The sequence below is a fragment of the Nitratireductor aquimarinus genome, assembly GCF_017255295.1.
Taxonomy (GTDB): domain Bacteria; phylum Pseudomonadota; class Alphaproteobacteria; order Rhizobiales; family Rhizobiaceae; genus Nitratireductor; species Nitratireductor aquimarinus.
This window is the reverse complement of record NZ_JAFKDE010000005.1, coordinates 221,572-242,322: the sequence shown is the minus strand read 5'-3', so window position 1 is coordinate 242,322 and position 20,751 is coordinate 221,572. Positions and strand designations below refer to the sequence as shown.

General features: G+C 63.0%; 22 protein-coding genes. 13 read left to right on the top strand and 9 right to left on the bottom strand.

Features of this window, described 5'->3' with window-relative positions; all coding sequences use genetic code 11:
• Positions 1-266 precede the first annotated feature (266 nt).
• The 3 genes from JYP46_RS10400 to JYP46_RS10390 all read left to right on the top strand — a co-directional run bounded on the left by JYP46_RS10400 (position 267) and on the right by JYP46_RS10390 (position 3,003).
• Positions 267-1,157, top strand: coding sequence for an N-acetylmuramic acid 6-phosphate etherase (locus JYP46_RS10400; protein ID WP_206548048.1), 891 nt, complete (start codon positions 267-269; stop codon positions 1,155-1,157).
• Positions 1,158-1,224: 67 nt separating this feature from the next.
• Positions 1,225-2,256 (top strand): SIS domain-containing protein, encoded by a 1,032-nt coding sequence (locus JYP46_RS10395; RefSeq protein WP_206548047.1) that lies wholly within the window; start codon positions 1,225-1,227, stop codon positions 2,254-2,256.
• Positions 2,257-2,361: 105 nt separating this feature from the next.
• Positions 2,362-3,003, top strand: a complete 642-nt coding sequence (locus JYP46_RS10390) for a LysE family translocator (protein ID WP_206548046.1) — start codon at positions 2,362-2,364, stop codon at positions 3,001-3,003.
• 74 nt (positions 3,004-3,077) lie between these two features.
• Here JYP46_RS10390 and rlmN read toward each other — a convergent pair whose 3' ends face one another.
• From rlmN to JYP46_RS10370, 4 genes are all read right to left on the bottom strand, one after another.
• Entirely contained in the window at positions 3,078-4,304 is a 1,227-nt protein-coding gene (gene rlmN / locus JYP46_RS10385; RefSeq protein ID WP_206545754.1) for a dual-specificity RNA methyltransferase RlmN, read from the bottom strand.
• Between the two features lie 126 nt (positions 4,305-4,430).
• Positions 4,431-4,931 carry an invasion associated locus B family protein gene (locus tag JYP46_RS10380; RefSeq protein ID WP_206548045.1) on the bottom strand — a complete coding sequence of 167 codons (501 nt, stop codon included), beginning with the start codon at positions 4,929-4,931 and terminating at the stop codon, positions 4,431-4,433.
• A 215-nt stretch (positions 4,932-5,146) separates the two neighbouring features.
• Positions 5,147-5,527 (bottom strand): YkvA family protein, encoded by a 381-nt coding sequence (locus tag JYP46_RS10375; protein WP_113153550.1) that lies wholly within the window; start codon positions 5,525-5,527, stop codon positions 5,147-5,149.
• A 79-nt stretch (positions 5,528-5,606) separates the two neighbouring features.
• Positions 5,607-5,903: a 4a-hydroxytetrahydrobiopterin dehydratase gene (locus JYP46_RS10370; RefSeq protein ID WP_113153549.1), complete on the bottom strand. Its 297-nt coding sequence runs from the start codon at positions 5,901-5,903 to the stop codon at positions 5,607-5,609.
• A 60-nt stretch (positions 5,904-5,963) separates the two neighbouring features.
• Between JYP46_RS10370 and JYP46_RS10365 the strand changes: the two genes are divergently transcribed.
• Complete coding sequence (locus tag JYP46_RS10365) at positions 5,964-6,437, top strand: low molecular weight protein-tyrosine-phosphatase (protein WP_113156088.1); 474 nt, start codon at positions 5,964-5,966, stop codon at positions 6,435-6,437.
• On the opposite strand, the gene thpR is transcribed toward JYP46_RS10365, so the two are convergent.
• Entirely contained in the window at positions 6,386-6,985 is a 600-nt protein-coding gene (thpR, locus tag JYP46_RS10360; RefSeq protein WP_113156087.1) for an RNA 2',3'-cyclic phosphodiesterase, read from the bottom strand. The genes JYP46_RS10365 and thpR overlap by 52 nt on opposite strands.
• Before the next feature lie 79 nt (positions 6,986-7,064).
• Positions 7,065-7,736, bottom strand: a complete 672-nt coding sequence (locus JYP46_RS10355; RefSeq protein ID WP_206548044.1) for an arylesterase — start codon at positions 7,734-7,736, stop codon at positions 7,065-7,067.
• Between the two features lie 79 nt (positions 7,737-7,815).
• Between JYP46_RS10355 and JYP46_RS10350 the strand changes: the two genes are divergently transcribed.
• From JYP46_RS10350 to JYP46_RS10335, 4 genes are all read left to right on the top strand, one after another.
• The gene (locus tag JYP46_RS10350; protein WP_113153547.1) at positions 7,816-8,517 is read left to right on the top strand and encodes an ABC transporter ATP-binding protein; all 702 of its coding nucleotides are present in this window, start codon (positions 7,816-7,818) and stop codon (positions 8,515-8,517) included.
• An 11-nt stretch (positions 8,518-8,528) separates the two neighbouring features.
• Positions 8,529-11,078: an ABC transporter permease gene (locus JYP46_RS10345; RefSeq protein ID WP_206548043.1), complete on the top strand. Its 2,550-nt coding sequence runs from the start codon at positions 8,529-8,531 to the stop codon at positions 11,076-11,078.
• A gap of 257 nt (positions 11,079-11,335) precedes the next feature.
• Complete coding sequence (locus JYP46_RS10340; protein WP_113153546.1) at positions 11,336-12,076, top strand: Bax inhibitor-1/YccA family protein; 741 nt, start codon at positions 11,336-11,338, stop codon at positions 12,074-12,076.
• A gap of 90 nt (positions 12,077-12,166) precedes the next feature.
• Positions 12,167-12,739: a GNAT family N-acetyltransferase gene (locus tag JYP46_RS10335; RefSeq protein ID WP_206548042.1), complete on the top strand. Its 573-nt coding sequence runs from the start codon at positions 12,167-12,169 to the stop codon at positions 12,737-12,739.
• A 140-nt stretch (positions 12,740-12,879) separates the two neighbouring features.
• Here the strand turns inward: JYP46_RS10335 and JYP46_RS10330 are convergent, their stop codons facing one another.
• The 3 genes from JYP46_RS10330 to acnA all read right to left on the bottom strand — a co-directional run bounded on the left by JYP46_RS10330 (position 12,880) and on the right by acnA (position 17,513).
• The gene (locus tag JYP46_RS10330; RefSeq protein ID WP_113153544.1) at positions 12,880-13,263 is read right to left on the bottom strand and encodes a DUF2794 domain-containing protein; all 384 of its coding nucleotides are present in this window, start codon (positions 13,261-13,263) and stop codon (positions 12,880-12,882) included.
• A gap of 628 nt (positions 13,264-13,891) precedes the next feature.
• Positions 13,892-14,656: a DUF1223 domain-containing protein gene (locus JYP46_RS10325; RefSeq protein WP_206548041.1), complete on the bottom strand. Its 765-nt coding sequence runs from the start codon at positions 14,654-14,656 to the stop codon at positions 13,892-13,894.
• Between the two features lie 163 nt (positions 14,657-14,819).
• Entirely contained in the window at positions 14,820-17,513 is a 2,694-nt protein-coding gene (gene acnA / locus JYP46_RS10320) for an aconitate hydratase AcnA (RefSeq protein ID WP_206545629.1), read from the bottom strand.
• A gap of 280 nt (positions 17,514-17,793) precedes the next feature.
• Here acnA and ccmA point away from each other — a divergent pair, with 280 nt between their 5' ends.
• The 5 genes from ccmA (at position 17,794) to JYP46_RS10295 (ending at position 20,718) form a co-directional block, all read left to right on the top strand.
• Positions 17,794-18,408 carry a heme ABC exporter ATP-binding protein CcmA gene (gene ccmA, locus JYP46_RS10315; RefSeq protein ID WP_477507542.1) on the top strand — a complete coding sequence of 205 codons (615 nt, stop codon included), beginning with the start codon at positions 17,794-17,796 and terminating at the stop codon, positions 18,406-18,408.
• A 67-nt stretch (positions 18,409-18,475) separates the two neighbouring features.
• The gene (gene ccmB, locus JYP46_RS10310; RefSeq protein ID WP_113153541.1) at positions 18,476-19,141 is read left to right on the top strand and encodes a heme exporter protein CcmB; all 666 of its coding nucleotides are present in this window, start codon (positions 18,476-18,478) and stop codon (positions 19,139-19,141) included.
• Positions 19,142-19,184: 43 nt separating this feature from the next.
• Positions 19,185-19,973, top strand: coding sequence for a heme ABC transporter permease (locus JYP46_RS10305; protein ID WP_113153540.1), 789 nt, complete (start codon positions 19,185-19,187; stop codon positions 19,971-19,973).
• On the top strand, positions 19,970-20,137 hold the full coding sequence (gene ccmD, locus JYP46_RS10300; protein ID WP_113153539.1) for a heme exporter protein CcmD: 168 nt from the start codon (positions 19,970-19,972) through the stop codon (positions 20,135-20,137). Before JYP46_RS10305 ends, ccmD begins: the two co-directional genes overlap by 4 nt.
• Entirely contained in the window at positions 20,134-20,718 is a 585-nt protein-coding gene (locus tag JYP46_RS10295; RefSeq protein ID WP_113153538.1) for a DsbE family thiol:disulfide interchange protein, read from the top strand. Before ccmD ends, JYP46_RS10295 begins: the two co-directional genes overlap by 4 nt.
• Positions 20,719-20,751 lie beyond the last annotated feature (33 nt).

Here is a 20,751-nt window from a genome sequence, read left to right as displayed (position 1 = left end):
GCGTTTCCCTGTCGATTGAAAAATTGGTCTTAACAATATAAGCCCAATTATGAAGCCGGCCATACCGATTTGCAAGTCCGGCATTGCGTCTGGCCACACTGTCTTATTTCTGAAGCATAATGATTGCAGGGTTTGGGGGCGAATTTCCGAATTTGCGAAGAGATTTGCAGAGAGGGAATGGATTCCAGAGAAAAAGCCTGTATAAGCTATTTGGTATTAGATTGGTCTATCATGGGCCATGCAAACCGGAAACCGATGAGCTCGCCATGACAAAACCGACGGAAACCGCCAGCCAGGCCTATCGCGATATTGAACGCTTCGCGACAGCCGACATGCTCACCGCCATGCTGGACGGTCAGCAGGCCGCAATGGAGGCGGTCAGGGCCGCCCTGCCGGCGCTTGAAACAGCCATTGAAGCAACGGCCAGCCGCCTGGTCGATCCTGATAGCCGGCTTATCTATGTCGGTGCGGGTACATCGGGCCGTGTGGGCATGCTGGATGCCGTCGAGCTTTATCCGACATTCGGCTGGCCGGAGGAGCGCTGCATTTTCCTTCTGGCCGGCGGCAGCATCAGTGTGGCCGAGGCGCGCGAAAGCGCGGAAGACGACGAGGATGCGGCCCGCGCCGAGATCGCCGGTGTCGACTGTGGCCCGCGTGACGTGGTGGTCGGCCTGGCTGCCAGTGGCAGCACGCCGTACACATGCGCGGCCATCGAGGCGGCGCGGGAGCGTGGCGCGCTAACCATCGGCATTGCCAACAATCCCGGCAGCCCGCTTCTCGAAAACGCCGAGTGCGACGTGCTTCTCGAGACCGGTGGCGAAGTCCTTGCCGGGTCCACGCGCATGGCCGCAGGCACGAGCCAGAAGATTGCGATGAACCTCTTCTCCACCGCTGTCATGATGCGCCTCGGCAAGGTCTACCGTGGCCGCATGGTCGATATGAAGCCGACCAACAAGAAGCTGGTGCAGCGCGCCGTCGAAATGCTGATGCAGGTCGCGGAGTGCGATGAGGCATCGGCCCGCGCCGCGCTGGAGAAGACCGCCTTCCACGTAAAGCCGGCTGTGCTGGTGGTGCGCGGCCTGTCGCCCGAGGAAGCCGCTGTGGCGCTGGCGCGTCATGGCGACGACCTTCACCGCGCACTCGACGAACCGGGCTGAACGGCCCGTCCCGTTCCGACCCCACTCCGCACCGCCCCACAGGCATGATTCATATGGAAAGACTGAAATGACCGAGACACCTTCCCTGATGTTTCAGGAAACCGCCGAAGCTTCCGAGGCTGTTGGCCGGCTCTTTGCCAATGAGGCGCAGGCCTTTGCCGAGCTTGGCAGGGTCATCGCCGAGCGCTCGCCCGCGTTGGTCAGCATGTCCGCGCGCGGGTCTTCGGACCATGCGGCGAGCTTCTTCAAATATCTGTTCGAGATCCACACGGGCATTCCCGTGGCGTCCATCGGTCCTTCGGTTGCCTCGGTCTATGATGCATCGCTGAAGCTCGACCGCGCGCTTCACATCACCATTTCCCAGTCCGGCGGCAGCCCCGATATCGTGGCGGCGCAGGCGTCGGCCAAGAAGGGTGGCGCAGTCACGCTGGCCGTGGTCAATGTTGCCGACAGCCCGCTCGCAAACGCCGCCGACATCGTTCTGCCGATCCATGCCGGACCGGAGCGCAGCGTCGCGGCCACCAAGAGCTTCATCGCTTCTGCTGCAGCGCTTGCCGGTGTTGCGCAGGTCGCGTCCGGCAGCGTCGCGCTCAAGGGGGCGCTCGACCGGCTGCCCGAGGCGCTGGCTGCTGCCTGCGACGTGAACTGGGAACCGGCCCTGCCGCTTCTCGCCGATGCCGGCTCTGTCTACACGGCTGGCCGTGGTCCGGGCTTCGCCATCGCACTGGAAGCGGCACTCAAGGCAAAGGAAACCGCGCAGCTTCACGCCGAAGCGTTCTCGCTGGCAGAGCTCATGCACGGGCCGATGCAGCTGGTCGACAAGGGCTTCCCGATCCTCGCCTTCGTGCCCGAGGACGAGGCGCTGGCCTCCAGCGAGCAGTCGCTTGAGAAACTGCGTGGCTTCGGCGCGCAGATTGCGAGCTTCTCCTCGCGCGATGTGGGTGGGCGCACCATCAAGACGCCGACCACCGGCCACGGTCATATCGACCCGCTGGTTTCGCTGGTTGGCTACTACCGCCTGATCGAGCGCGTTGCGCGCGAGCGTGGCCTCAACCCCGACACGCCCGACAAGCTCAACAAGGTCACCCAGACCATCTGACGCTCTACCCTGTTGAATCTGCGCATCATGCTTTCCGAAAATCGGTTCCGATTTTCGGGCCGATGCGTTAGCTTCCGGCACTTCAACCCGTGCCGGAAGCTTCCCATGACCTTCATCCCGGATTTCGCCACCATTGTTCAGTTCGCGCTGGCCACCTTTGTGATCTCCATCACGCCGGGGCCGGACATGACCCTTTTTGTCGGTCGTGCGCTCAGCCAGGGCCGTGCAGCGGGCTTTGCCTGCATGTTCGGCGCCATGACCGGCATCATGATCCATACGGCGCTCGTGGCGCTGGGGCTCTCGGCGCTGATCGTCGCCTCGCCGGAGGCGTTCCTTGCGCTCAAGGTGTTTGGCGCTGGCTATCTGATCTGGCTTGCCGTTCAGGCAATCCGCAAGGGCTCGGCCTTCACGCCGGACAACAAGGGCGGTTCGGGCCGTTCGCTCCTGAAGAACTGGGCCACGGGGCTCGGCATCAATCTCCTGAACCCGAAGATCATCCTGTTCTTCATGACCTTCCTGCCGCAGTTCGTTTCGGCCAGTGATCCGGATGCGCCGGGCAAGCTGTTCTTTCTGGGGCTGCTGTTCATCCCGCTTGCGCTCCCCATCGTTGCGCCGATGGTGATTGCGGCAGACAGTTTTTCGAAGTTCCTGAAAAAGAGCCCGCGCGTCACCCGCGTGGTCGATTATCTCTTTGCCGGCGTCTTCTCGGCCTTTGCGCTGAAGATCCTGACCGCGCAGGCCCGCTGATCGGGGAAACCAGACAAACAAAAACGCCGGCTCGCAGATCGCGCGCCGGCGTTTTTGTTTGAAGGTGTTTGGTCCTACTCGCCGTGGCCGGCGATCATCATCGCTTCAAGCTTCAGCCGGTCGGCTTTCTTCATGCGCTCGGAAGCGGATTTGAGCTGGCCGCAGGCCGCGAGGATGTCACGACCGCGCGGGGTGCGAATGGGAGAGGCGTAGCCGGCCTTGTTGACCAGATCCGCGAACTCCTCGATCTGCTCCCAGTCGGAACATTCGTAATCGCTGCCCGGCCATGGGTTGAAGGGGATCAGGTTGATCTTGGCAGGAATGCCCTTCAACAGCCGCACGAGCTCGCGCGCATCATCGAGCGAATCGTTGACGCCCTTCAGCATCACATATTCGAAGGTGATGCGGCGTGCGTTCGACAGGCCGGGATAGGCGCGGCAGGCGTCGAGCAGCTCCTTGAGCGGATACTTCTTGTTGATCGGCACCAGCTCGTTGCGCAGCTCGTCGCGGATCGCATGCAGCGAGATTGCGAGCATCACGCCGATCTCTTCGCCGGTGCGGTAAATCTCGGGAACCACGCCCGAGGTGGAAAGCGTAATGCGGCGCTTGGAGAGCGACAGGCCTTCGCCATCGGAGGCGATCAGCAGGGCCTGTTTCACATTCTCGAAATTGTAGAGCGGCTCGCCCATGCCCATCATGACGATGTTGGTGACCTTGCGGCCTTCGGCCGGCACGATCGCGCCATCGGGCGTATCGGCTTCGGGGAAATCGCCGAGCCTGTCGCGCGCCACCAGAAGCTGGTCGAGAATTTCGCCCGGCGTCAGGTTGCGCACCAGCTTCTGGGTGCCGGTGTGGCAGAAGGAACAGGTCAGGGTGCAGCCCACCTGGCTGGAAACGCACAGCGTGCCGCGGCCTTCTTCGGGAATGTAGACCGTTTCCACATCCACCGGGCGCCCTGCGCCGCGCGGCGGAAAGCGCATCAGCCACTTGCGGGTGCCGTCCTGCGAGATCTGCTCTTCGATGATCTCCGGGCGCGCAATGGTGAAATGCTCGTCGAGCTTGGTGCGCAGGTCCTTCGAGATGTTGAACATCTGCGAGAAGTCCGACACGCCGCGCACATAAAGCCAGTGCCAGAGCTGGCGCACGCGCATGCGCGCCTGCCTTTCCGGCACGCCGAGCGGGAGAAGCGCTTCAGCGAGTTGTTCGCGCGAAAGGCCGATCAGCGGCTGCTTTTCGGCGGTTGCGGCGGGGCGCAGCTCAGCGCGCCCCTCGGGCGTCGATAGATCGAGTGTCAGTGCCATGGCGTTCTTGAAACGGTTGCGGGCAGCGCTCTCCGAATGACGGGGCTGCCCTTCATTTGCCGCGCTCATAGCACGCCTGAAGGCTGCCGTCACCTCTGGCGGTCGGCAGCCTCGTTTTGCAGGATGCTATTTGCAGTTCTGCGTGGCGTTGATCGCAGCCGTCACACCGCTCAGCGAGAAGGTGTAGCTGGTGTCGTTGCCGCGACCGGACTTGGCTGCGACCTTCATGTCGGCGCCGCCCTTCATGGCCGCGATGAGCTGCGGCTCTTCCGCTGCATTCTCGAGCCAGGCCGACTGGCCCTTGGTGAACATGGTGAAGCTCTTGTTGCCGACGGTGACAATTACCTTGGAGCCCGTCTGGAAATTGTAGGCGGCAATGAACTGGGGCTCGGAGGCAACGTTCTGGCCGGGCTTCTGGCTCACAAAGAAGAAAATGTCGCCATGGTCCAGGCTGGCCGGCTGCTTCGCTTTCGGCACGCTCATGGCGTAACACACCTTGCCGTTGCCGGACTGGTAGCTGTAAACGCCCCAATCGCGATGCTGCCCCACCGCCGTAGCCTGGGCCAGTGCAGGGCTCGCTGCCGCCATTCCGCAAATGAGCATCAGTGTCGAAATCAGTACGCGCATCGTCTTGACCGTCTTTTTTGCCAGTGTTTCGAGGCCGGGTAGCCTCTCTCTAGATCACTTCATTTTTACTTAATCTGGGTTACCAAAGCGTGAAGCGAATTGACGAATTCTGCATGCGCTAAACCCCGATCCGTCATCACACAATTGGTGCGACAACTGCCGAACACCCCTTCGTTATCGGTTGAAACGAATGAAAGAGGCAAGATTTTGACTGGTTATGCGTCGAACCCGGTCTCGGAGAGTGCCTTCCGCGCGGCATAAGTGTGAGCCGGCGTAATATGACGGCGCACGGCGTTGAGCGCAGCGGCGAGAACCGCCACGTCATCGGTGAAACCGAAGCCGAGCAGGAAATCCGGCACCACGTCCAGCGGCAACACGAAATAGGCGAGCGCCGCCAGCAGGATGCCGCGCACGCGGGGTGGCGTGTCCTGATCGAGCGCGCAGTAATAGCCGGCGACAATCTCTTCCATGAAGGGCACCTGGCGGGCGGCCTTCTTCATCGTGCGCCAGAATTTCGCGCGCACACGCTCTTCGCGCCTGCGGTTTTCGCGCGGCTCGACCGGTTCGAGAATTTCACCGATTTTCACGTCGTCCATAGCGTCTCCTGATTGCCGAAATGTGGGAGATGCGTGGCGAAATTCAATGTTTGCCCGTTTTGAGCCGCCCTAAAACGCCTCAAGTCCGGGCAAAACGGTTCATGGCGGCGGCAAGCTTCAGGTCCAGCTCGGTCAGCCCGTCGGCGTCATGGGTGGAGAGCACCACGTCCACGGTTTTGTACACGTTCGACCAGTCGGGATGGTGATTGAGCTTCTCCGCCGCCAGCGCCGCGCGGGTCATGAAGGCGAAGGCCTCGGAGAAATCCGCAAAGACGAACCGCTTCTGAATTGACGCGCCATCCTCGGCCAGTTCCCAGCCTTCGAGCTTTTCAAGGGCCTCTTCCAGTGCCGTCGGATCGAGCTTTGGTCTTGTCATCGCGTCTCTCCATGGTATCGCCTGTGTGGAATGTCACTCCCGGATGATAGCGCCATGAGCATGAACGCAAAGCCCCGCACATCGATCCTCTTTGTCTGTCTCGGCAATATCTGCCGTTCGCCGCTTGCCGAGGGCGTGTTTCGCAGCGTCGTTGCGGAAAAGGGCAGGGAGGATGCGTTTCTCATCGATTCGGCCGGCACCGGCGCCTGGCATGCGGGCAATGCGCCCGATCCGCGCTCGGTGGCGATTGCCCGTGATTTCGGCGTCGACATCACCGGTCAGCGGGCGCGTCAGGTGGTGGCGGAGGATTTCGACCGCTTCGACCTGCTGCTCGGCATGGACCGCAGCAATGTCCGCACCCTGCGCGAGCGCGCGCCTGCCGGAGCGGCGGACCGCGTTCATCTCTTTCTCGATTATGCGGGCGGGCGCATGATCGACATCCCCGACCCCTATTACGGGGGCGATGACGGTTTCGCGTCCGTCTACCAGACGATCCGCGAAGCCTCGGAAGCGCTGTTGTCCAGGCTCGACTGACGGTCATAGTCCGCGCCGACCAGCGGCCAGGCCTCTTCGATCACATAGGGGCCGCCGCCGACGGAAGCGCGTGACGACATCAGCACGAAACGCCCCACGGTGAACGGCACCGAAGCGAAATTGCCGCGCGCCGAAAGATAGTGCGCCACCTCATGCGGATTGGCGTTCTTGAGGCGGGCGAGCGTCACATGCGGCGTGAATTTGCGGGGATCGGGCGGCAGTCGCAGCCGCCGGCAGATGCTCTCTATCTCGCCCTGCAGGGCGTAGAGATCCGGCGAGGCGGAAACGCCGGCCCAGATGGAGTGCGGCTTCTTCTGTCCGAAGGCGCCGACGCCGGAGAGCTTCATGGTGAAAGAGGGACGCCGAACCCGATCAAGCGCATTGGCGATCTCGTCGGCCGTATGGCCTTCCACATCGCCGAAGAAACGCAATGTCAGGTGATAGTTTTCGACGTCGATCCAGCGAGCTCCTGGAAGACCCCCGCGCAGGAGTGACAACGACAAAGCCGCGTCACGCGGGATCTCGAGGGCGGTGAAAAGTCGCGGCATGGCAACCTCCTCGAATCGAACTGTCGCCATCAGCGAATCACTGATCGCCAGTCTCGGCAAGCGGTTTTTGCCGCGCTTTTTAGGCGTCGTCTCCCTGATGCGCTTCGATCACGCCGCGGATGGTTGGCAGCATGCGTTCGACCATGCGCTTAACCCCTTGTGGGTTCGGGTGCATTCCGTCTTCCAGAAGCAGCGACTGTTCCGCCGCCACGCCATCGAGAAAGAAGGGGATAAGCGTTACGTCATGCTTCTCCGCCAGCCGTTTGAAGATCGGGTTGAAGGCGGACGCGTAGTCCTCGCCCAGATTGGGGGCGGCGAGCATGCCCGCCAGAACAACCCGCTGGCCGCGCTCATCCAGCTTGGCGATCATCCGGTCGAGGTTCTCTTCCGTTGAAGCCGGCGGGATGCCGCGCAGCATGTCGTTTGCGCCGAGTTCCAGGATCACGATGTCGGTGCTCTCGGGGATGGACCATTCGAGCCGCGAAAGCCCGCCGCTGCTCGTGTCGCCGGAAACGCCGGCATTGGCCACCTTCACCGCATAGCCTTCCGCCTTCAGCGCATCCTCGAGCTGTTCGGGAAAGGATTCCCCCGGCGCGAGGTTGTAGCCGGCCATGAGGCTGTCGCCGAAACCGACGATTTCGACCTGGTTTGCAAGCGCTGCGGGAGCCGTGACAAGCGCGAGCGTCACCGCCGCTGCGGCCGATGAAATTTTTGTGAACTGGCCGAAAGATCGAAAAAATTTGAATGCCATGCGGGATAACCCATATTTGCCGGAACCGTGCAATTGTACGATCCCAGCGCCATTTTTCCCAATATAGGATATCTTTTCCGTGACAGAAGCCGTGATCGAACTTGAGAATGTGTCGCTGACGCTGGGTGAGGGCGCTTCCTCGGTCCATGTTCTCAAAGGGGTCAGCCTGTCGGTGGAGCGTGGCCGCTCGACCGCCATCGTCGGCCCGTCCGGCTCCGGAAAATCAACGCTTCTGATGGTCATCGCCGGGCTGGAGCGCATTGACGGCGGCACGGTGCGTGTCGGCGGAACGCAGATCAACGGGCTCAGTGAAGACGCCATCGCCGCCTTTCGCGGCCGCTCCATCGGCATCGTCTTCCAGTCCTTCCACCTCATCCCCAACATGACGGCGCTGGAGAATGTGGCCGTGCCGCTGGAACTGGCGGGCCATCCCGACCCGTTCGGCGCAGCGGAGGAAGAGCTGGCCGCTGTCGGTCTCTCGCAGCGCCTTACGCATTATCCCGGCGAGCTCTCCGGCGGCGAGCAGCAGCGCGTGGCGATTGCGCGTGCGCTGGCTCCCGGGCCTGCCATCCTCATTGCCGACGAACCCACCGGTAACCTTGACCAGGCGACGGGCCGGCAGATTGCCGACATGCTGTTTGCCAAGGCGAGCGAACGCGGCACATCGCTGGTGCTCGTCACGCATGACCCGGCCCTTGCCGCCCGCTGCGAACGTCAGGTGGCGATGCGCTCGGGCCGCATCGAGCCTGCAGCCGAGGCCGAAAAGGCTGCAATGGCATGAGGGCCGGCGACATGAGTTTTGGCCGAACCCTGCGCCTTGCCTTCCGTTTTTCCCTCCGTGAAATGCGCGGCGGCCTGTCCGGCTTCTTCATCTTCCTTGCCTGTATCGCGCTGGGTGTCGGCGCGATTGGCGGCGTCAATTCGGTCGCCCGCGCGATCACCGGGGCGGTGGAGACGGAGGGGCAGTCTCTGCTCGCTGCCGATCTGCGCTTCGAGCTGAACCAGCGCCGTGCGGGTGAAGATGAGCGCGCGTTCCTCACCGGTCTCGGCGATGTTTCCGAAAGCGCAAACATGCGCTCCATGGCCCGTCTGCCCGACGGTTCCGATCAAACGCTGGTCGAGGTCAAGGCGGTGGACGGCCTCTACCCGCTCTATGGCGAGCGCGTGACCGAGCCGCAGCTTTCGCATGACGATCTCTTTGCCGCGGTGGATGGTGCATTCGGCGCTGCCGCTCCGGCATTGCTGTTTGAACGTCTCGGCATTGCGCCCGGCGACCGCATTATGCTCGGCGGCCAGCCGATCGAGCTGCGGGCCGTTTTGACCACCGAGCCCGATGCTGTCTCGGACGGTTTCGGTTTCGCGCCACGGCTGATGATCTCGCTTGATGCGCTGGAAGCGACGGGCCTCATCCAGCCGGGCAGTCTGGTCGAGCATGTCTACAAGGTGCGGCTTGTCGGCGACACCGATGCCGGTGCGCTGGAGGCCGCGCAGGCGCAGGCCGGCGCAGAGTTCCCCGAGGCCGGCTGGAGCATCCGCACGCGCAGCAATGCCGCGCCCTCGCTTTCCCGCAACATTGAGCGGTTCTCGCAGTTCCTCACCCTTGTGGGCCTGACGGCGCTGGTGGTCGGTGGTGTTGGCGTGGCCAATGCCGTGCGCGCCTATCTCGACAGCAAGCGCGCCGTCATCGCCACCTTCAAGAGCCTCGGCGCATCGGGCGCGTTCGTCTTCACCGTTTATCTGGTGCAGATCCTGATGATCGCCGGGATCGGCATTCTTGCCGGTCTGGTGATCGGCGCGCTGATGCCGTTCGGCGCATCGGCCGTGCTTTCCAGCGTGTTGCCGGTGCCGGCCACGGGCGGGTTCTATCCGGCAGCACTGGCCGTGGCGGCGCTGTTCGGCGTCATGATCACGCTGGTCTTCGCGCTGATGCCGCTTGGTCGTGCGCGCGATGTGCCTGCCACGGCGCTGTTCCGCGAAATGGGTGTCGATGGTCGTGGCTGGCCGCGCCCCGTCTACATCCTCCTGTCCATGGCCATCGCTGCCTCGCTCGCCGGTTTCGCCATCTGGTTCTCCGACGACCGGCGCATGGCGGCGGTGTTCGTCGGTGCGACGGTGTTTGCCTTCATCGTGCTGCGCGTGGTGGCGCTCGGCATCGAGTGGCTGGCGCGCCGCAGTCCGCGTGTTGCGTCCACCCCCTTGCGTCTGGCGCTTGGCAATATCCATCGCCCCGGCGCGCTCACGCCCTCGGTCGTTCTCTCGCTGGGGCTTGGCCTGACGCTGCTCGCCACGCTGGCGCTGATCGACGGCAATCTGCGTCGGCAAATTACCGGTAATCTGCCGGAGGTCGCGCCGAACTTCTTCTTTGTCGACATCCAGAGTGGTGAAGTGGAAGCCTTCGCTGATCTGGTGAGCGAGCAGGCGCCCGACGGCAAGCTGATCCAGGTGCCCATGCTGCGTGGCCGCATCACGGCGCTCAACGGTGTCAATGTGCGCGACATGGAAATCCCGCCGGAGGGCGGCTGGGTGCTGCGCGGCGATCGCGGCATCACCTATGCCCGCAACGCACCGGAAAATTCCACCCTGACCCAGGGCGAATGGTGGCCGGCCGATTATGAAGGCGAGCCGCTGGTTTCCTTCACGGCGGAGGAGGGCGGCGAGCTCGGGCTCAAGATCGGCGATACGATCACCGTCAACGTGCTGGGTCGCGATGTCACGGCGCGGATCGCCAATTTCCGCGCGGTCGAGTGGGAATCGCTCGCCATCAATTTCGTGATGGTGTTCTCGCCCAACACGTTTGCCGGTGCGCCGCATGCATGGCTCGCCACGCTGACGGATGCCGAGGCAACGCAGGCTGACGAATCACAGATCCTCAACGCTGTCACGCGCAGCTTCCCGACCGTGACCACGGTGCGGGTCAAGGATGCGCTTGATGTGGTGAACCGGCTGGTCGAGCAACTGGCGACCGCCATTCGCGCCGCCGCCGCTGTGGCGCTGATCACCTCGGTTCTGGTGCTTTCGGGCGCGCTGGCGGCCGGAAACCGGGCGCGTGTGCATGACGCGGTGGTGCTGAAGACGCTGGGTGCGACACGGCGCACGCTGATCGCGGCCTTCTCGCTCGAATATCTGCTGATCGGTCTGGCGACAGCGGTGTTCGCGCTGCTTGCCGGCGGTGTCGCGGCATGGTTCGTTGTTGCGCAGGTCATGGGCCTGCCATCGAGCTTCCTGCCGGAGGTGGCTTTGACCACCATTGCGGTGGCGCTCGTCCTGACCGTCGGCTTCGGCCTGGTCGGCACCTGGCGGGTGCTCGGGCACAAGGCGGCTCCGGTTCTGCGCAATCTCTAAAGCGAGAGACTCTGAAACAGCGGGGCGGCCTTTGGGCCGCTTCCGGCAGCCTCAGGCATGAAAAAGCGTTAACCGTGCCGCCGGGGAAGCGCTTTTTTTGCCCGCGAAGTGTTGCCGCATCTGCATTTCTGGGCGTTTCAGGTCTTGTCGTCAGCTTAAACTGACATCATATTTGCATTACGCATGCTGGTATCCCGCCAGCGGCGCACGGTCGTATGGCCGTCACCCGACGGGATTAAAGCCAGAAAGGGATAATTATGGCTGACCTTCGTAACTATCAGGCCCGCGCAACGCCCGGCGTACGCGCGGACGCGGCCATCGACGAGGGCCTGCGCGCCTACATGATTCGCGTCTACAACCTTATGGCGCTTGGCCTGGCCATCACCGGTCTTGCAGCCTTTGGTGCATTCAATCTCGCCATCGCGGATGGCCAGCTGACCGCATTCGGCCAGCTCATCTACGCCAGCGCCTTCCGCTGGGTTGTCATCCTCGCACCGCTCGCGCTGGTGTTCTTTCTCAGCTTCCGCATTCAGAACATGAGTGTCGCGGCTGCGCAGACGACATTCTGGGTCTATTCGGGCCTCGTGGGTCTTTCCCTGTCGACGATCTTCCTCGTCTACACGGGTGAGAGCATCGTCCGCACCTTCTTCATCACCGCCGCATCGTTCGGCGCGCTGTCGCTCTGGGGTTACACGACCAAGCGTGACCTCTCGGGCATGGGCTCGTTCCTGTTCATGGGTCTGATCGGCATCATCATTGCCTCGATCGTGAACATCTTCCTCGGCTCGTCCGCGCTGCAGTTCGCCATCTCGGTGATCGGTGTGCTGGTGTTCGCCGGCCTCACGGCTTACGACACCCAGCAGATCAAGGAGATGTACTACGAGGGCGACGACGCCACCGTGTCCGGCCGCAAGGCAATCATGGGCGCCCTGCGTCTCTACCTCGACTTCATCAACCTGTTCATGTTCATGCTGCAGTTCCTCGGCAATCGCGAGTAGCGGGCGCAGGACTTTGAACGACGATACGAAAGGGCGGCTCTCGGGCCGCCCTTTTCTTTGATCCGGTTTCCCAAAAGGCGTTTTTGCTCCATGCCGCTCACCATCCGCCCCGCCAGTCTCGATGACGCGCCCGCCATCACCCGCATCTACGCCCATGCCGTGAACAAAGGCACGGCCAGCTACGAGCTTGATCCGCCGGGCGAGGCCGAGATGCGTGAGCGCATGAGCGCGCTCCTCGGCAGCGGCTATCCCTATCTGGTGGCGGAGGAGGAGGGCGTTCTGCTTGGCTATGCCTATGCGGGGCCGTTTCGCCCGCGCCGCGCCTATCGCTTCATGGTGGAGGATTCCGTCTATCTCGACCCGCAGGCGCAGGGGCGCGGTATCGGCCGCACTCTGCTCGAAGCGCTGGTCGAGGCCTGCATGCAGTGCGGGTTCCGCCAGATCGTTGCGGTCATTGGCGATGGCTCGGAAACCAGCGCTTCGGTCAAGCTGCACCGGGCCATGGGGTTCGAGGATGCAGGGGTGCTGCGCGGCAGCGGGTTCAAGCATGGCCGCTGGCTCGACACGGTGTTCATGCAGCGCACGCTGAATGGGGGAACGAACACGCCACCCGATCCTCAATCGCTCCCCGAGCGGCTGTTTCGCGGTGAGGCTGTGGGCTGACCCAAGGGGGGGCTGACCCAAGGGGGGGCTGACCCAAGGGGGGCTGACCAAGGGGTGGCAGACCGAGGGGGGCAGACCGCCATGCGTCCGGGCGGACGCACAAAGGCGATCCAGACCAGCGATGCTCCAGCCGGCTTTCCTCAGGTGACCAGCTTGAGCTTCTTGTCGAACACGGCGAGCACCCGCGTCAGTTCGTGCCCGCGCTTCAGGATCGCGCCGGTGGCCGCAACCACACTGTATGCGCCCTGCTTGCGCGTGAGCTTGGGGTCTTTCACGATCTGGAAAAGGGGCACTTCGCTGGTGCGCCGGAAAACGGAGAAGATGGCCCGGTCCTTCAGGTGGTCGATTGCATAATCGCGCCACTCCCCGGCGGCGACCATGCGCCCGTAGATGCGAAGAATCTGGTCCAGTTCGCGCCGGTCGAAGGTTACGGGAAGGCTGGAGCGCGCACGGCGCTCTTCATGCAGCGGGATCAGTATCCCGGAGCTGTCCCTATCCTCCCCGGCGCTGCCGTAATCGCTCATTGGCTAAACCTCATGACGATTTGGTGACACGAAAGGTTCGCCCGCCATAGCCGGAAATGCAAGCCCTGCATTCCTTCCCGGCTTACGATCCAGACTGACCAGAGGCATCGGGGCATCCGAAAAACCGGTCTCCACTGTCTCGGTCCGATGCTCAGGCCGCGCGGGATAGGTTGGAAAAGCCTGTTAACCTTTCTTGATGCCGTGCTATATTCGGAGTGGTTAGACCATCCCCGACATTTTGCCGACGCATGTTTTGTGAACCTGCAAGCCACTATCGTTAGCCGGTAGTCACAAATCGGGACCGTTTGTCGGAATTGGTGATGACGTGCCTTTTTCTCGACACATTTTGTCCAAGCTCACGCCCCATTGTGCCGCGACGATCCGACCGTTGCCTGAGACGGTTCGGTCCGGACACGGATCCCGAAAACCCCAAGCCCCCCCGCCCTCGGGGTCATGACCGGATCGAACCAACTCGGATCTCCGAGCCGGGCAACGGTCCCAAAAGATCAAAACCGGTGCTGAATGATTCAGCACCGGTTTTTCTTTTGGGACCACCGGGTTTTTTGACTTACGGGGTGTGGCTCACGGGGTGCCCATGGTTGGTTCACGGGGTGCCCATGCTTTTGGTTCATGGGGTGATTGCGACAGCGCCGAGGATGGCGCCCGGCCTTCCTTCCCTGTCGACGCGCTGGAGAAGCAGCGCGCAGCCATTGCCTTTCTTCACCAGCTCGCTCTTGGGCATTTCGAAGCTCTTGGCCGTTCCGTCCCACATGCCGATTGTCTGGATCTGGTTCACCGCGTTGCGATATTCGATGGTGCGGCCCCGGTTCTCTCCGGCGCGGATCTCCACCGTCGCGCGTGGCGCAAAGTCGACAAAGACCAGATGCGCGTCGAGCAGCTCGTTGCCCGCGTCGCCGCGAAATGCGCCGACTTCGACGAGAATGGTGTCGCCCCTGTCTTGAAGCGACAGATCCACCTGCAGCCCGTCCGGCGTGCCGGCCATGCTGTCGAGCGATGCGGTGACCCTGCTCCTGTCCGCACCGTTCATGTCGGTGCGGCCATTCACGATCATCTGTGGCGTGTAGACGGAGGCTTTCTGGAGAGCGCGCGCGTAGTTCTTCTGCCGCGCAGTGTTCGCGGCGCTGCCAAGCGCATCGCGCCAGCCCAGATAGTCCCAGTAATCGACGTGATAGGCGAGGGAGATGACGTCATCCCTTTCCGCCAGTTCGCTGAGCAGCGCATCCGCTGGCGGGCAGGAGCTGCAGCCCTGACTGGTGAACAGCTCGACCACACCGACCGGGCGCGCCATCTCCTGGGCGCCGGCAATGCCGGTAAGGGCGTAGAAGCCTGCAACCGCCGCCAGCAGCTGGCGGCGCGTGGTGAGCCAAGTCATCTGTACTCCGTTCGGAAACTGAACCCGATCCTGTTTTCAGGCACTATAGGTGGCGGGCGGGCTCAACAAGAAGTCACGTTCCGGTGAGGAAATGCAGCCGGAAACAAAAAAGACCGCCGGCGTTTCCGCCGACGGTCTGTCTCAGGCAGGTGGCAGACCTGGATTATGCAGCCAGGTCGCGCAGCACGTACTGCAGGATGCCGCCATTCTTGAAGTACTCTAGCTCGTCGAGCGTATCGATGCGGCAGAGCAGCGGAACCTCTTTCACCGAACCATCGGCAAAGGTGACCTTGGCGTTGACCTTGGCGCGGGGCTTGAGCGTCTCAAGACCCTCGATGCTCACCGTCTCGTCGCCCTTCAGGCCAAGCTTCTCCCAGCTCGTCTCTTCAGCGAAGACGAACGGGATGACGCCCATGCCCACCAGGTTGGAGCGGTGGATGCGCTCGTAGCTCTCTGCGATCACGGCGCGGACGCCGAGCAGGTTGGTGCCCTTGGCAGCCCAGTCGCGCGAGGAGCCATTGCCGTATTCGCCACCGGCGAACACCACCAGCGGAACACCTTCCTTGCGGTATTCCATGGCTGCGTCATAGATCGACATCTCTTCCTTGGAAGGATAGTGGATCGTGTAGCCGCCCTCGGTGCCGTTCTCGCCCAGCATGTGGTTGCGGATGCGGATGTTGGCGAAGGTGCCGCGCATCATGACTTCATGGTTGCCGCGACGCGTGCCGTACTGGTTGAAGTCGACAACGCCCACGCCATTGTCCATCAGGTATTTGCCGGCGGGCGACTGTGCCTTGATGGAACCGGCCGGGGAGATGTGGTCGGTGGTGATCTTGTCGCCGAACAGGCCGAGAATGCGCGCACCCTCGATGTCCGTCACCTTGCCGGTCGACTTGGTCATGCCGGCGAAGTAGGGCGGGTTCTGAACATAGGTCGACGTGTCGTCCCATGCGTAGGTCTCGCCTTCCGGCACCTGCACGGCCTGCCAGTTCTCGTCGCCCTTGAAGACCTCTGCGTACTTCTTCTCGAACAGGTCGCGGGTAACGTTCTTCTGGATGAACTCCTGGATCTCCTGGTTGGAGGGCCAGATGTCCTTCAGGAAGACGTCATTGCCGTCCTTGTCCTGACCGATCGGCTCCTTCGTCAGGTCCTTGGTCACCGAGCCGGCGAGCGCATAGGCGACGACCAGCGGCGGCGAAGCCAGGTAGTTGGCCTGCACGTCGGGCGAAATACGGCCTTCGAAGTTGCGGTTGCCGGAGAGAACGCCGGCAGCGATCAGGCCCTTGTCGTTGATGGTCTTGGAGACCGGGGCCGGAAGCGGGCCGGAGTTGCCGATGCAGGTCGTGCAGCCGAAGCCGACGAGGTTGAAGCCGATCTGGTCGAGCTCCTTCTGCAGGCCGGCATTCTCCAGATACTCGGCAACCACCTGCGAGCCGGGAGCGAGTGACGTCTTCACCCAGGGCTTCTGCTTGAGGCCCAGGCGGTTGGCGTTGCGGGCCAGAAGGCCGGCGCCGATCAGCACGCTCGGGTTCGAGGTGTTGGTACAGGAGGTGATGGCGGCAATCGCCACGTCACCATGGCCGAGGTCGTAATCCTCGCCTTCAACCTGCCAGCGCTGTTCCAGCGTGGACGGGTCCTTCTTGTATTCCTTCTCGAGCGATTCGGCGAAGCCGGATGCGATGTTCTCGAGCGGAATGCGGCCTTCCGGACGCTTCGGGCCGGCCATGGACGGCACGACTTCGCCGAGGTCGAGCTCGAGCGTGTCGGTGAACACCGGATGCTCGGTGCCCGTCTCGCGGAACATGCCCTGCGCCTTGGAGTATGCTTCCACGAGCGCGATACGCTCCTTGGAGCGGCCGGAGACGTTGAGGTAGTTCAGCGTTTCCGAATCAACCGGGAAGAAGCCGCAGGTCGCGCCGTATTCCGGGCCCATATTGCCGATGGTTGCGGCGTCCGCCAGCGTGAGGTGGTCGAGGCCTTCGCCGAAGAACTCGACGAACTTGCCGACAACGCCCTTCTTGCGGAGCATCTGCACGACGGTCAGCACCAGGTCGGTTGCCGTCACGCCTTCTTTCAGCTTGCCGGTCAGCTTAAAGCCGATGACTTCCGGCAGGAGCATGGAGACCGGCTGGCCGAGCATGGCCGCCTCTGCCTCGATGCCGCCCACGCCCCAGCCGAGGACGCCCAGGCCGTTGATCATCGTGGTGTGCGAATCGGTGCCCACGCAGGTGTCCGGATAGGCAATCGTCTTGCCGTCCTCTTCCTTCGTCCAGACGGTCTGGCCGAGATATTCGAGGTTCACCTGGTGGCAGATGCCGGTGCCGGGCGGAACGACGCGGAAGTTCTTGAACGCGTTCTGACCCCATTTGAGGAAGCGGTAACGCTCGCCATTGCGCGCATACTCGAGTTCCACGTTGCGGTCGAATGCCTTCGGCGTACCGAACTCGTCGACGATGACCGAGTGGTCGATGACCAGATCGACGGGCACCAGCGGGTTGATCTTCTGCGGGTCGCCGCCGAGCGACACCATGGCGTCGCGCATGGCTGCCAGATCGACCACGGCGGGAACGCCGGTGAAGTCCTGCATCAGCACGCGGGCCGGGCGGTAGGCGATCTCGTGGCCGGCCGTGCCGCGGTCGTCGAGCCATGCTGCGACCGCTTCGATGTCGGACTTGGTGACCGAGCGTCCGTCCTCGTTGCGCAGCAGATTCTCGAGCAGCACCTTCATCGAGAAGGGCAGGCGGGAAATGCCTTCAAGCCCGTTCTTTTCGGCCTCTTTGAGGTCGAAATAAACATACTCTGCATCCCCAACCTGGAGGGTGCGGCGGCAATTGAAACTGTCAAGTGATTTGGTCACGGGCGATCCTATCCTGTTCTGCTATCCGAAACGGGAACGGACTCCTCGAGGCATCACGCGCAAAAGGTGCGGGTACGGTCATTTCCGCTGTCCGCCCCCAAGCGTCCCGGCCGTTCAAGGCGGCGCGCGCGCGGGGTATCGGCACAAAGAGTTACACGCCGACCGCTGGCGTGGTTGAGGCGGATATAGAGAATTTTGTAGAAGAGTTCTAGAGTGGGAAACGGCAAATCTGCCGCGTCGTGAAAAAATCAGGAATACACCCTTGCCGAAGGATGAAGACATGATGCGGCTCGCCGCCGAAAACGTGAGTGGCGAGCGGGGCGGTGAAACCGTGTTCTCCGGCATATCCTTCGTGCTCGAAGCCGGCGAGGCGCTGACGGTGACCGGGCCGAACGGCGCGGGAAAGTCGACATTGCTCCGGGTGCTCTGCGGCCTTTTGCCCATGGCGGAGGGCGTGGTGTCGTTTTCCGGCGGTGGCGACGAATTTCCCGATGCCGGTGCGGCCTGCCACTATCTCGGCCACCGCAATGCCATGAAGGCGGAACTTGGCGTCGAAGAGAATCTGCGCTTCTGGCAGGATTTTCTGGGGCATCCGCATCTTTCGCCCTTCGAAGCGCTGGAAATGGTCGGCCTCGGTGATATCGGCCATCTGCCCTTCGGCTATCTCTCCACCGGCCAGCGCCGGCGCGCCTCCATTGCCCGGCTTCTCGTCAGCTACCGGCCGGTCTGGCTTCTGGATGAACCCACTTCCGGCCTCGACAAGGCGTCTGAAGCCCAATTTGCCGAACTGATGGGCGTGCATCTGGAAGATGGCGGGCTGATCGTGGCCGCCACCCATCTGCCGCTCGGCTTGACCGGCGCGCGCGAATTGCGCATGGGGCAGGTTCAGGCATGAGGACGTTTGACGCCGCGCGGCTGTCAGGCGCTCTCGGCCCCACACCCGGTCAGGAGCTTTTCCAGTCATGCTAGCGCTTTTCCGCCGCGAGCTGCAGATCGGCGTGCGCACCGGAAACGGGGCGCTCACCGGTGTCCTGTTCTTCCTCGCCGTGGTGGCCGTCATCCCCTTCGGCGTGGGACCGGACCTCAACCTTCTGGCGCGGATCGGCCCGGCCATCCTTTGGATCGGCGCGCTGCTTGCGGGCCTGCTCGGGCTTGAGCGCCTGTTCCAGGCTGATCGCGAAGACGGCTCGCTTGATCTCATGCTTCTCGCCGACAACCGCCACATGACGGCGCTGACCGTGTTCGTGAAGTGCCTCGCGCACTGGACGGTGAACGTCCTGCCGCTGGTGGTGGTGACGCCGCTGCTCGGCCTCTTCATGAATGTCGAACCGGTGGGCATTCTGGCTGCGACCGCGACGCTGGCCGTCGGCACGCCCGCCATCACCTTCATCGGCGCGGTGGGCGCGGCCCTTGCCGTGGCGCTGCCACGGGGCGGGCTTCTGGTCTCGGTTCTGGTTCTGCCGCTCACCATCCCGGTTCTGATCTTCGGCGTGGCGGCGGCGCGCGGCGCGGTTGCCGATCCGGACCCGTTTTTGCCGCCCTTCCTCATTCTTGCCGCGCTGATGCTGTTTTTTGCGGTGATCGGGCCGCTGGCCGCCTCGCTCGCACTGCGGTGGGGCGGCGATTGATGTGCGGCAATCGATTCGATTGCGGAACAGGACACTCGACGCTATGGGTTCAGGCATGACAAACGCCACCCCGCAAGCCTCCACGCTCTCCGGTCGCCTGACGGCGCTCGCCAATCCCACGCGCTTTCTCGCGCTGGCAGACACGCTCGTGCCCTGGCTTGGCGGCACGGCGCTGGCGGTGCTTGCGGCAGGCTTCTACATGGCCTTCACCGCGCCCGAGGATTATCAGCAGGGCATCACGGTGCGGATCATGTACATCCATGTGCCGTTCGCCTGGCTCGCCATGTTCTGCTACTCGCTCATGGCGGCGTCCGCGCTTGGCACGCTTGTGTGGAAGCATCCGCTCGCGGATGTGGCGCTCAAGTCCGCCGCTCCCATCGGCGCGGCCTTCACCGCGCTGGCGCTGTTCACCGGCTCCGTCTGGGGCAAGCCCATGTGGGGCACGTGGTGGGTCTGGGACGCGCGGCTGACCTCCGTTTTCATCCTGTTCCTGATGTATCTCGGCATCATCGCCCTGACGCGGGCGATGGACGATCCCGGCCGTTCGGCGCGGGCCGCCGCGATCCTCACGCTTGTCGGTTTCGTCAACATCCCGATCATCAAGTTCTCGGTGGACTGGTGGAACACGCTGCATCAGCCGGCATCCGTGTTCCGTCTCGATGGTCCCACCATCCACACATCGCTTCTTTGGCCGCTGCTCGTCTGCGCGCTTGGTTTCACGCTCGTGCTTCTCACGCTTCACCTGATGGCCATGCGTGCGGAGATCTGGCGTCGGCGTGTGATCGCCATGCGCAGGCTTTCGGCGCGCGCGGCAGAAAGGGCAGCGCGATGACCCACGCAGGTTATGTGTTCGCCGCTTATGGTATTTCGGCACTGGTGATTGCGGGGCTCTGCCTCTGGATCCTGATCGATCAGGCAGGCCGCAAGCGCGAACTCAAGGAACTCGAAGAGCGCGGCGTTCGCCGCCGTTCCGAGCGCAAGGCAGAGAAGAAATGAGCGTTACCGGCGAAAAGTCCAACCGTTCGCGGAGGTTGCTGTTTCTGCTGCCGCTTCTGGTCTTCCTGGCGCTGGCCGCCGTTTTCCTCATGCAGCTTTTTTCCGGGCGGGACACCTCGCTCGTGCCTTCGGCGCTGATCGGGCGCGATGCGCCGCAGACGGACCTGCCGCCGCTTGAGGGCATGTCCCTGCCGGGACTTTCCTCTAACGCCTTTGCAGGCAAGATCACGCTGGTGAATGTCTGGGGCTCCTGGTGCCTGCCCTGCCGGCAGGAGCATCCGCTGTTGATGGAGCTGGCCAGAGACGGGCGTTTCGTCATTGCCGGTTTGAACTACAAGGACAAGCCGGAAAACGCCCGCCGCTTTCTCGGCGATCTCGGCAATCCCTATGATGCAATCGGCGTGGACCAGAATGGCCGCGCGGCCATCGACTGGGGTGTCTACGGCGTTCCGGAAACCTTTCTCGTCGGGCCGGAAGGCAGGATCCGCTACAAGCATGTCGGCCCTTTCACGCCCGAAAGCGTGCAGAACGACCTGATGCCCGAGATCGAAAAGCTTTTGGCAGAGCGCCCGGCAGGCTGATTTTTCTGTGCCAGTCGGCTGGTCCAGAAAAAA

What these genes read in the sequence shown, in the direction of transcription:
- JYP46_RS10400 (WP_206548048.1), top strand. Translation starts at nt 267, where the DNA reads ATGACAAAACCGACGGAAACCGCCAGCCAGGCCTATCGCGATATTGAA.
- JYP46_RS10395 (WP_206548047.1), top strand. Translation starts at nt 1,225, where the DNA reads ATGACCGAGACACCTTCCCTGATGTTTCAGGAAACCGCCGAAGCTTCC.
- JYP46_RS10390 (WP_206548046.1), top strand. Translation starts at nt 2,362, where the DNA reads ATGACCTTCATCCCGGATTTCGCCACCATTGTTCAGTTCGCGCTGGCC.
- rlmN (WP_206545754.1), bottom strand. Translation starts at nt 4,304, where the DNA reads ATGGCACTGACACTCGATCTATCGACGCCCGAGGGGCGCGCTGAGCTG.
- JYP46_RS10380 (WP_206548045.1), bottom strand. Translation starts at nt 4,931, where the DNA reads ATGCGCGTACTGATTTCGACACTGATGCTCATTTGCGGAATGGCGGCA.
- JYP46_RS10375 (WP_113153550.1), bottom strand. Translation starts at nt 5,527, where the DNA reads ATGGACGACGTGAAAATCGGTGAAATTCTCGAACCGGTCGAGCCGCGC.
- JYP46_RS10370 (WP_113153549.1), bottom strand. Translation starts at nt 5,903, where the DNA reads ATGACAAGACCAAAGCTCGATCCGACGGCACTGGAAGAGGCCCTTGAA.
- JYP46_RS10365 (WP_113156088.1), top strand. Translation starts at nt 5,964, where the DNA reads ATGAACGCAAAGCCCCGCACATCGATCCTCTTTGTCTGTCTCGGCAAT.
- thpR (WP_113156087.1), bottom strand. Translation starts at nt 6,985, where the DNA reads ATGCCGCGACTTTTCACCGCCCTCGAGATCCCGCGTGACGCGGCTTTG.
- JYP46_RS10355 (WP_206548044.1), bottom strand. Translation starts at nt 7,736, where the DNA reads ATGGCATTCAAATTTTTTCGATCTTTCGGCCAGTTCACAAAAATTTCA.
- JYP46_RS10345 (WP_206548043.1), top strand. Translation starts at nt 8,529, where the DNA reads ATGAGTTTTGGCCGAACCCTGCGCCTTGCCTTCCGTTTTTCCCTCCGT.
- JYP46_RS10340 (WP_113153546.1), top strand. Translation starts at nt 11,336, where the DNA reads ATGGCTGACCTTCGTAACTATCAGGCCCGCGCAACGCCCGGCGTACGC.
- JYP46_RS10335 (WP_206548042.1), top strand. Translation starts at nt 12,167, where the DNA reads ATGCCGCTCACCATCCGCCCCGCCAGTCTCGATGACGCGCCCGCCATC.
- JYP46_RS10330 (WP_113153544.1), bottom strand. Translation starts at nt 13,263, where the DNA reads ATGAGCGATTACGGCAGCGCCGGGGAGGATAGGGACAGCTCCGGGATA.
- JYP46_RS10325 (WP_206548041.1), bottom strand. Translation starts at nt 14,656, where the DNA reads ATGACTTGGCTCACCACGCGCCGCCAGCTGCTGGCGGCGGTTGCAGGC.
- ccmA (WP_477507542.1), top strand. Translation starts at nt 17,794, where the DNA reads ATGATGCGGCTCGCCGCCGAAAACGTGAGTGGCGAGCGGGGCGGTGAA.
- ccmB (WP_113153541.1), top strand. Translation starts at nt 18,476, where the DNA reads ATGCTAGCGCTTTTCCGCCGCGAGCTGCAGATCGGCGTGCGCACCGGA.
- JYP46_RS10305 (WP_113153540.1), top strand. Translation starts at nt 19,185, where the DNA reads ATGGGTTCAGGCATGACAAACGCCACCCCGCAAGCCTCCACGCTCTCC.
- ccmD (WP_113153539.1), top strand. Translation starts at nt 19,970, where the DNA reads ATGACCCACGCAGGTTATGTGTTCGCCGCTTATGGTATTTCGGCACTG.
- JYP46_RS10295 (WP_113153538.1), top strand. Translation starts at nt 20,134, where the DNA reads ATGAGCGTTACCGGCGAAAAGTCCAACCGTTCGCGGAGGTTGCTGTTT.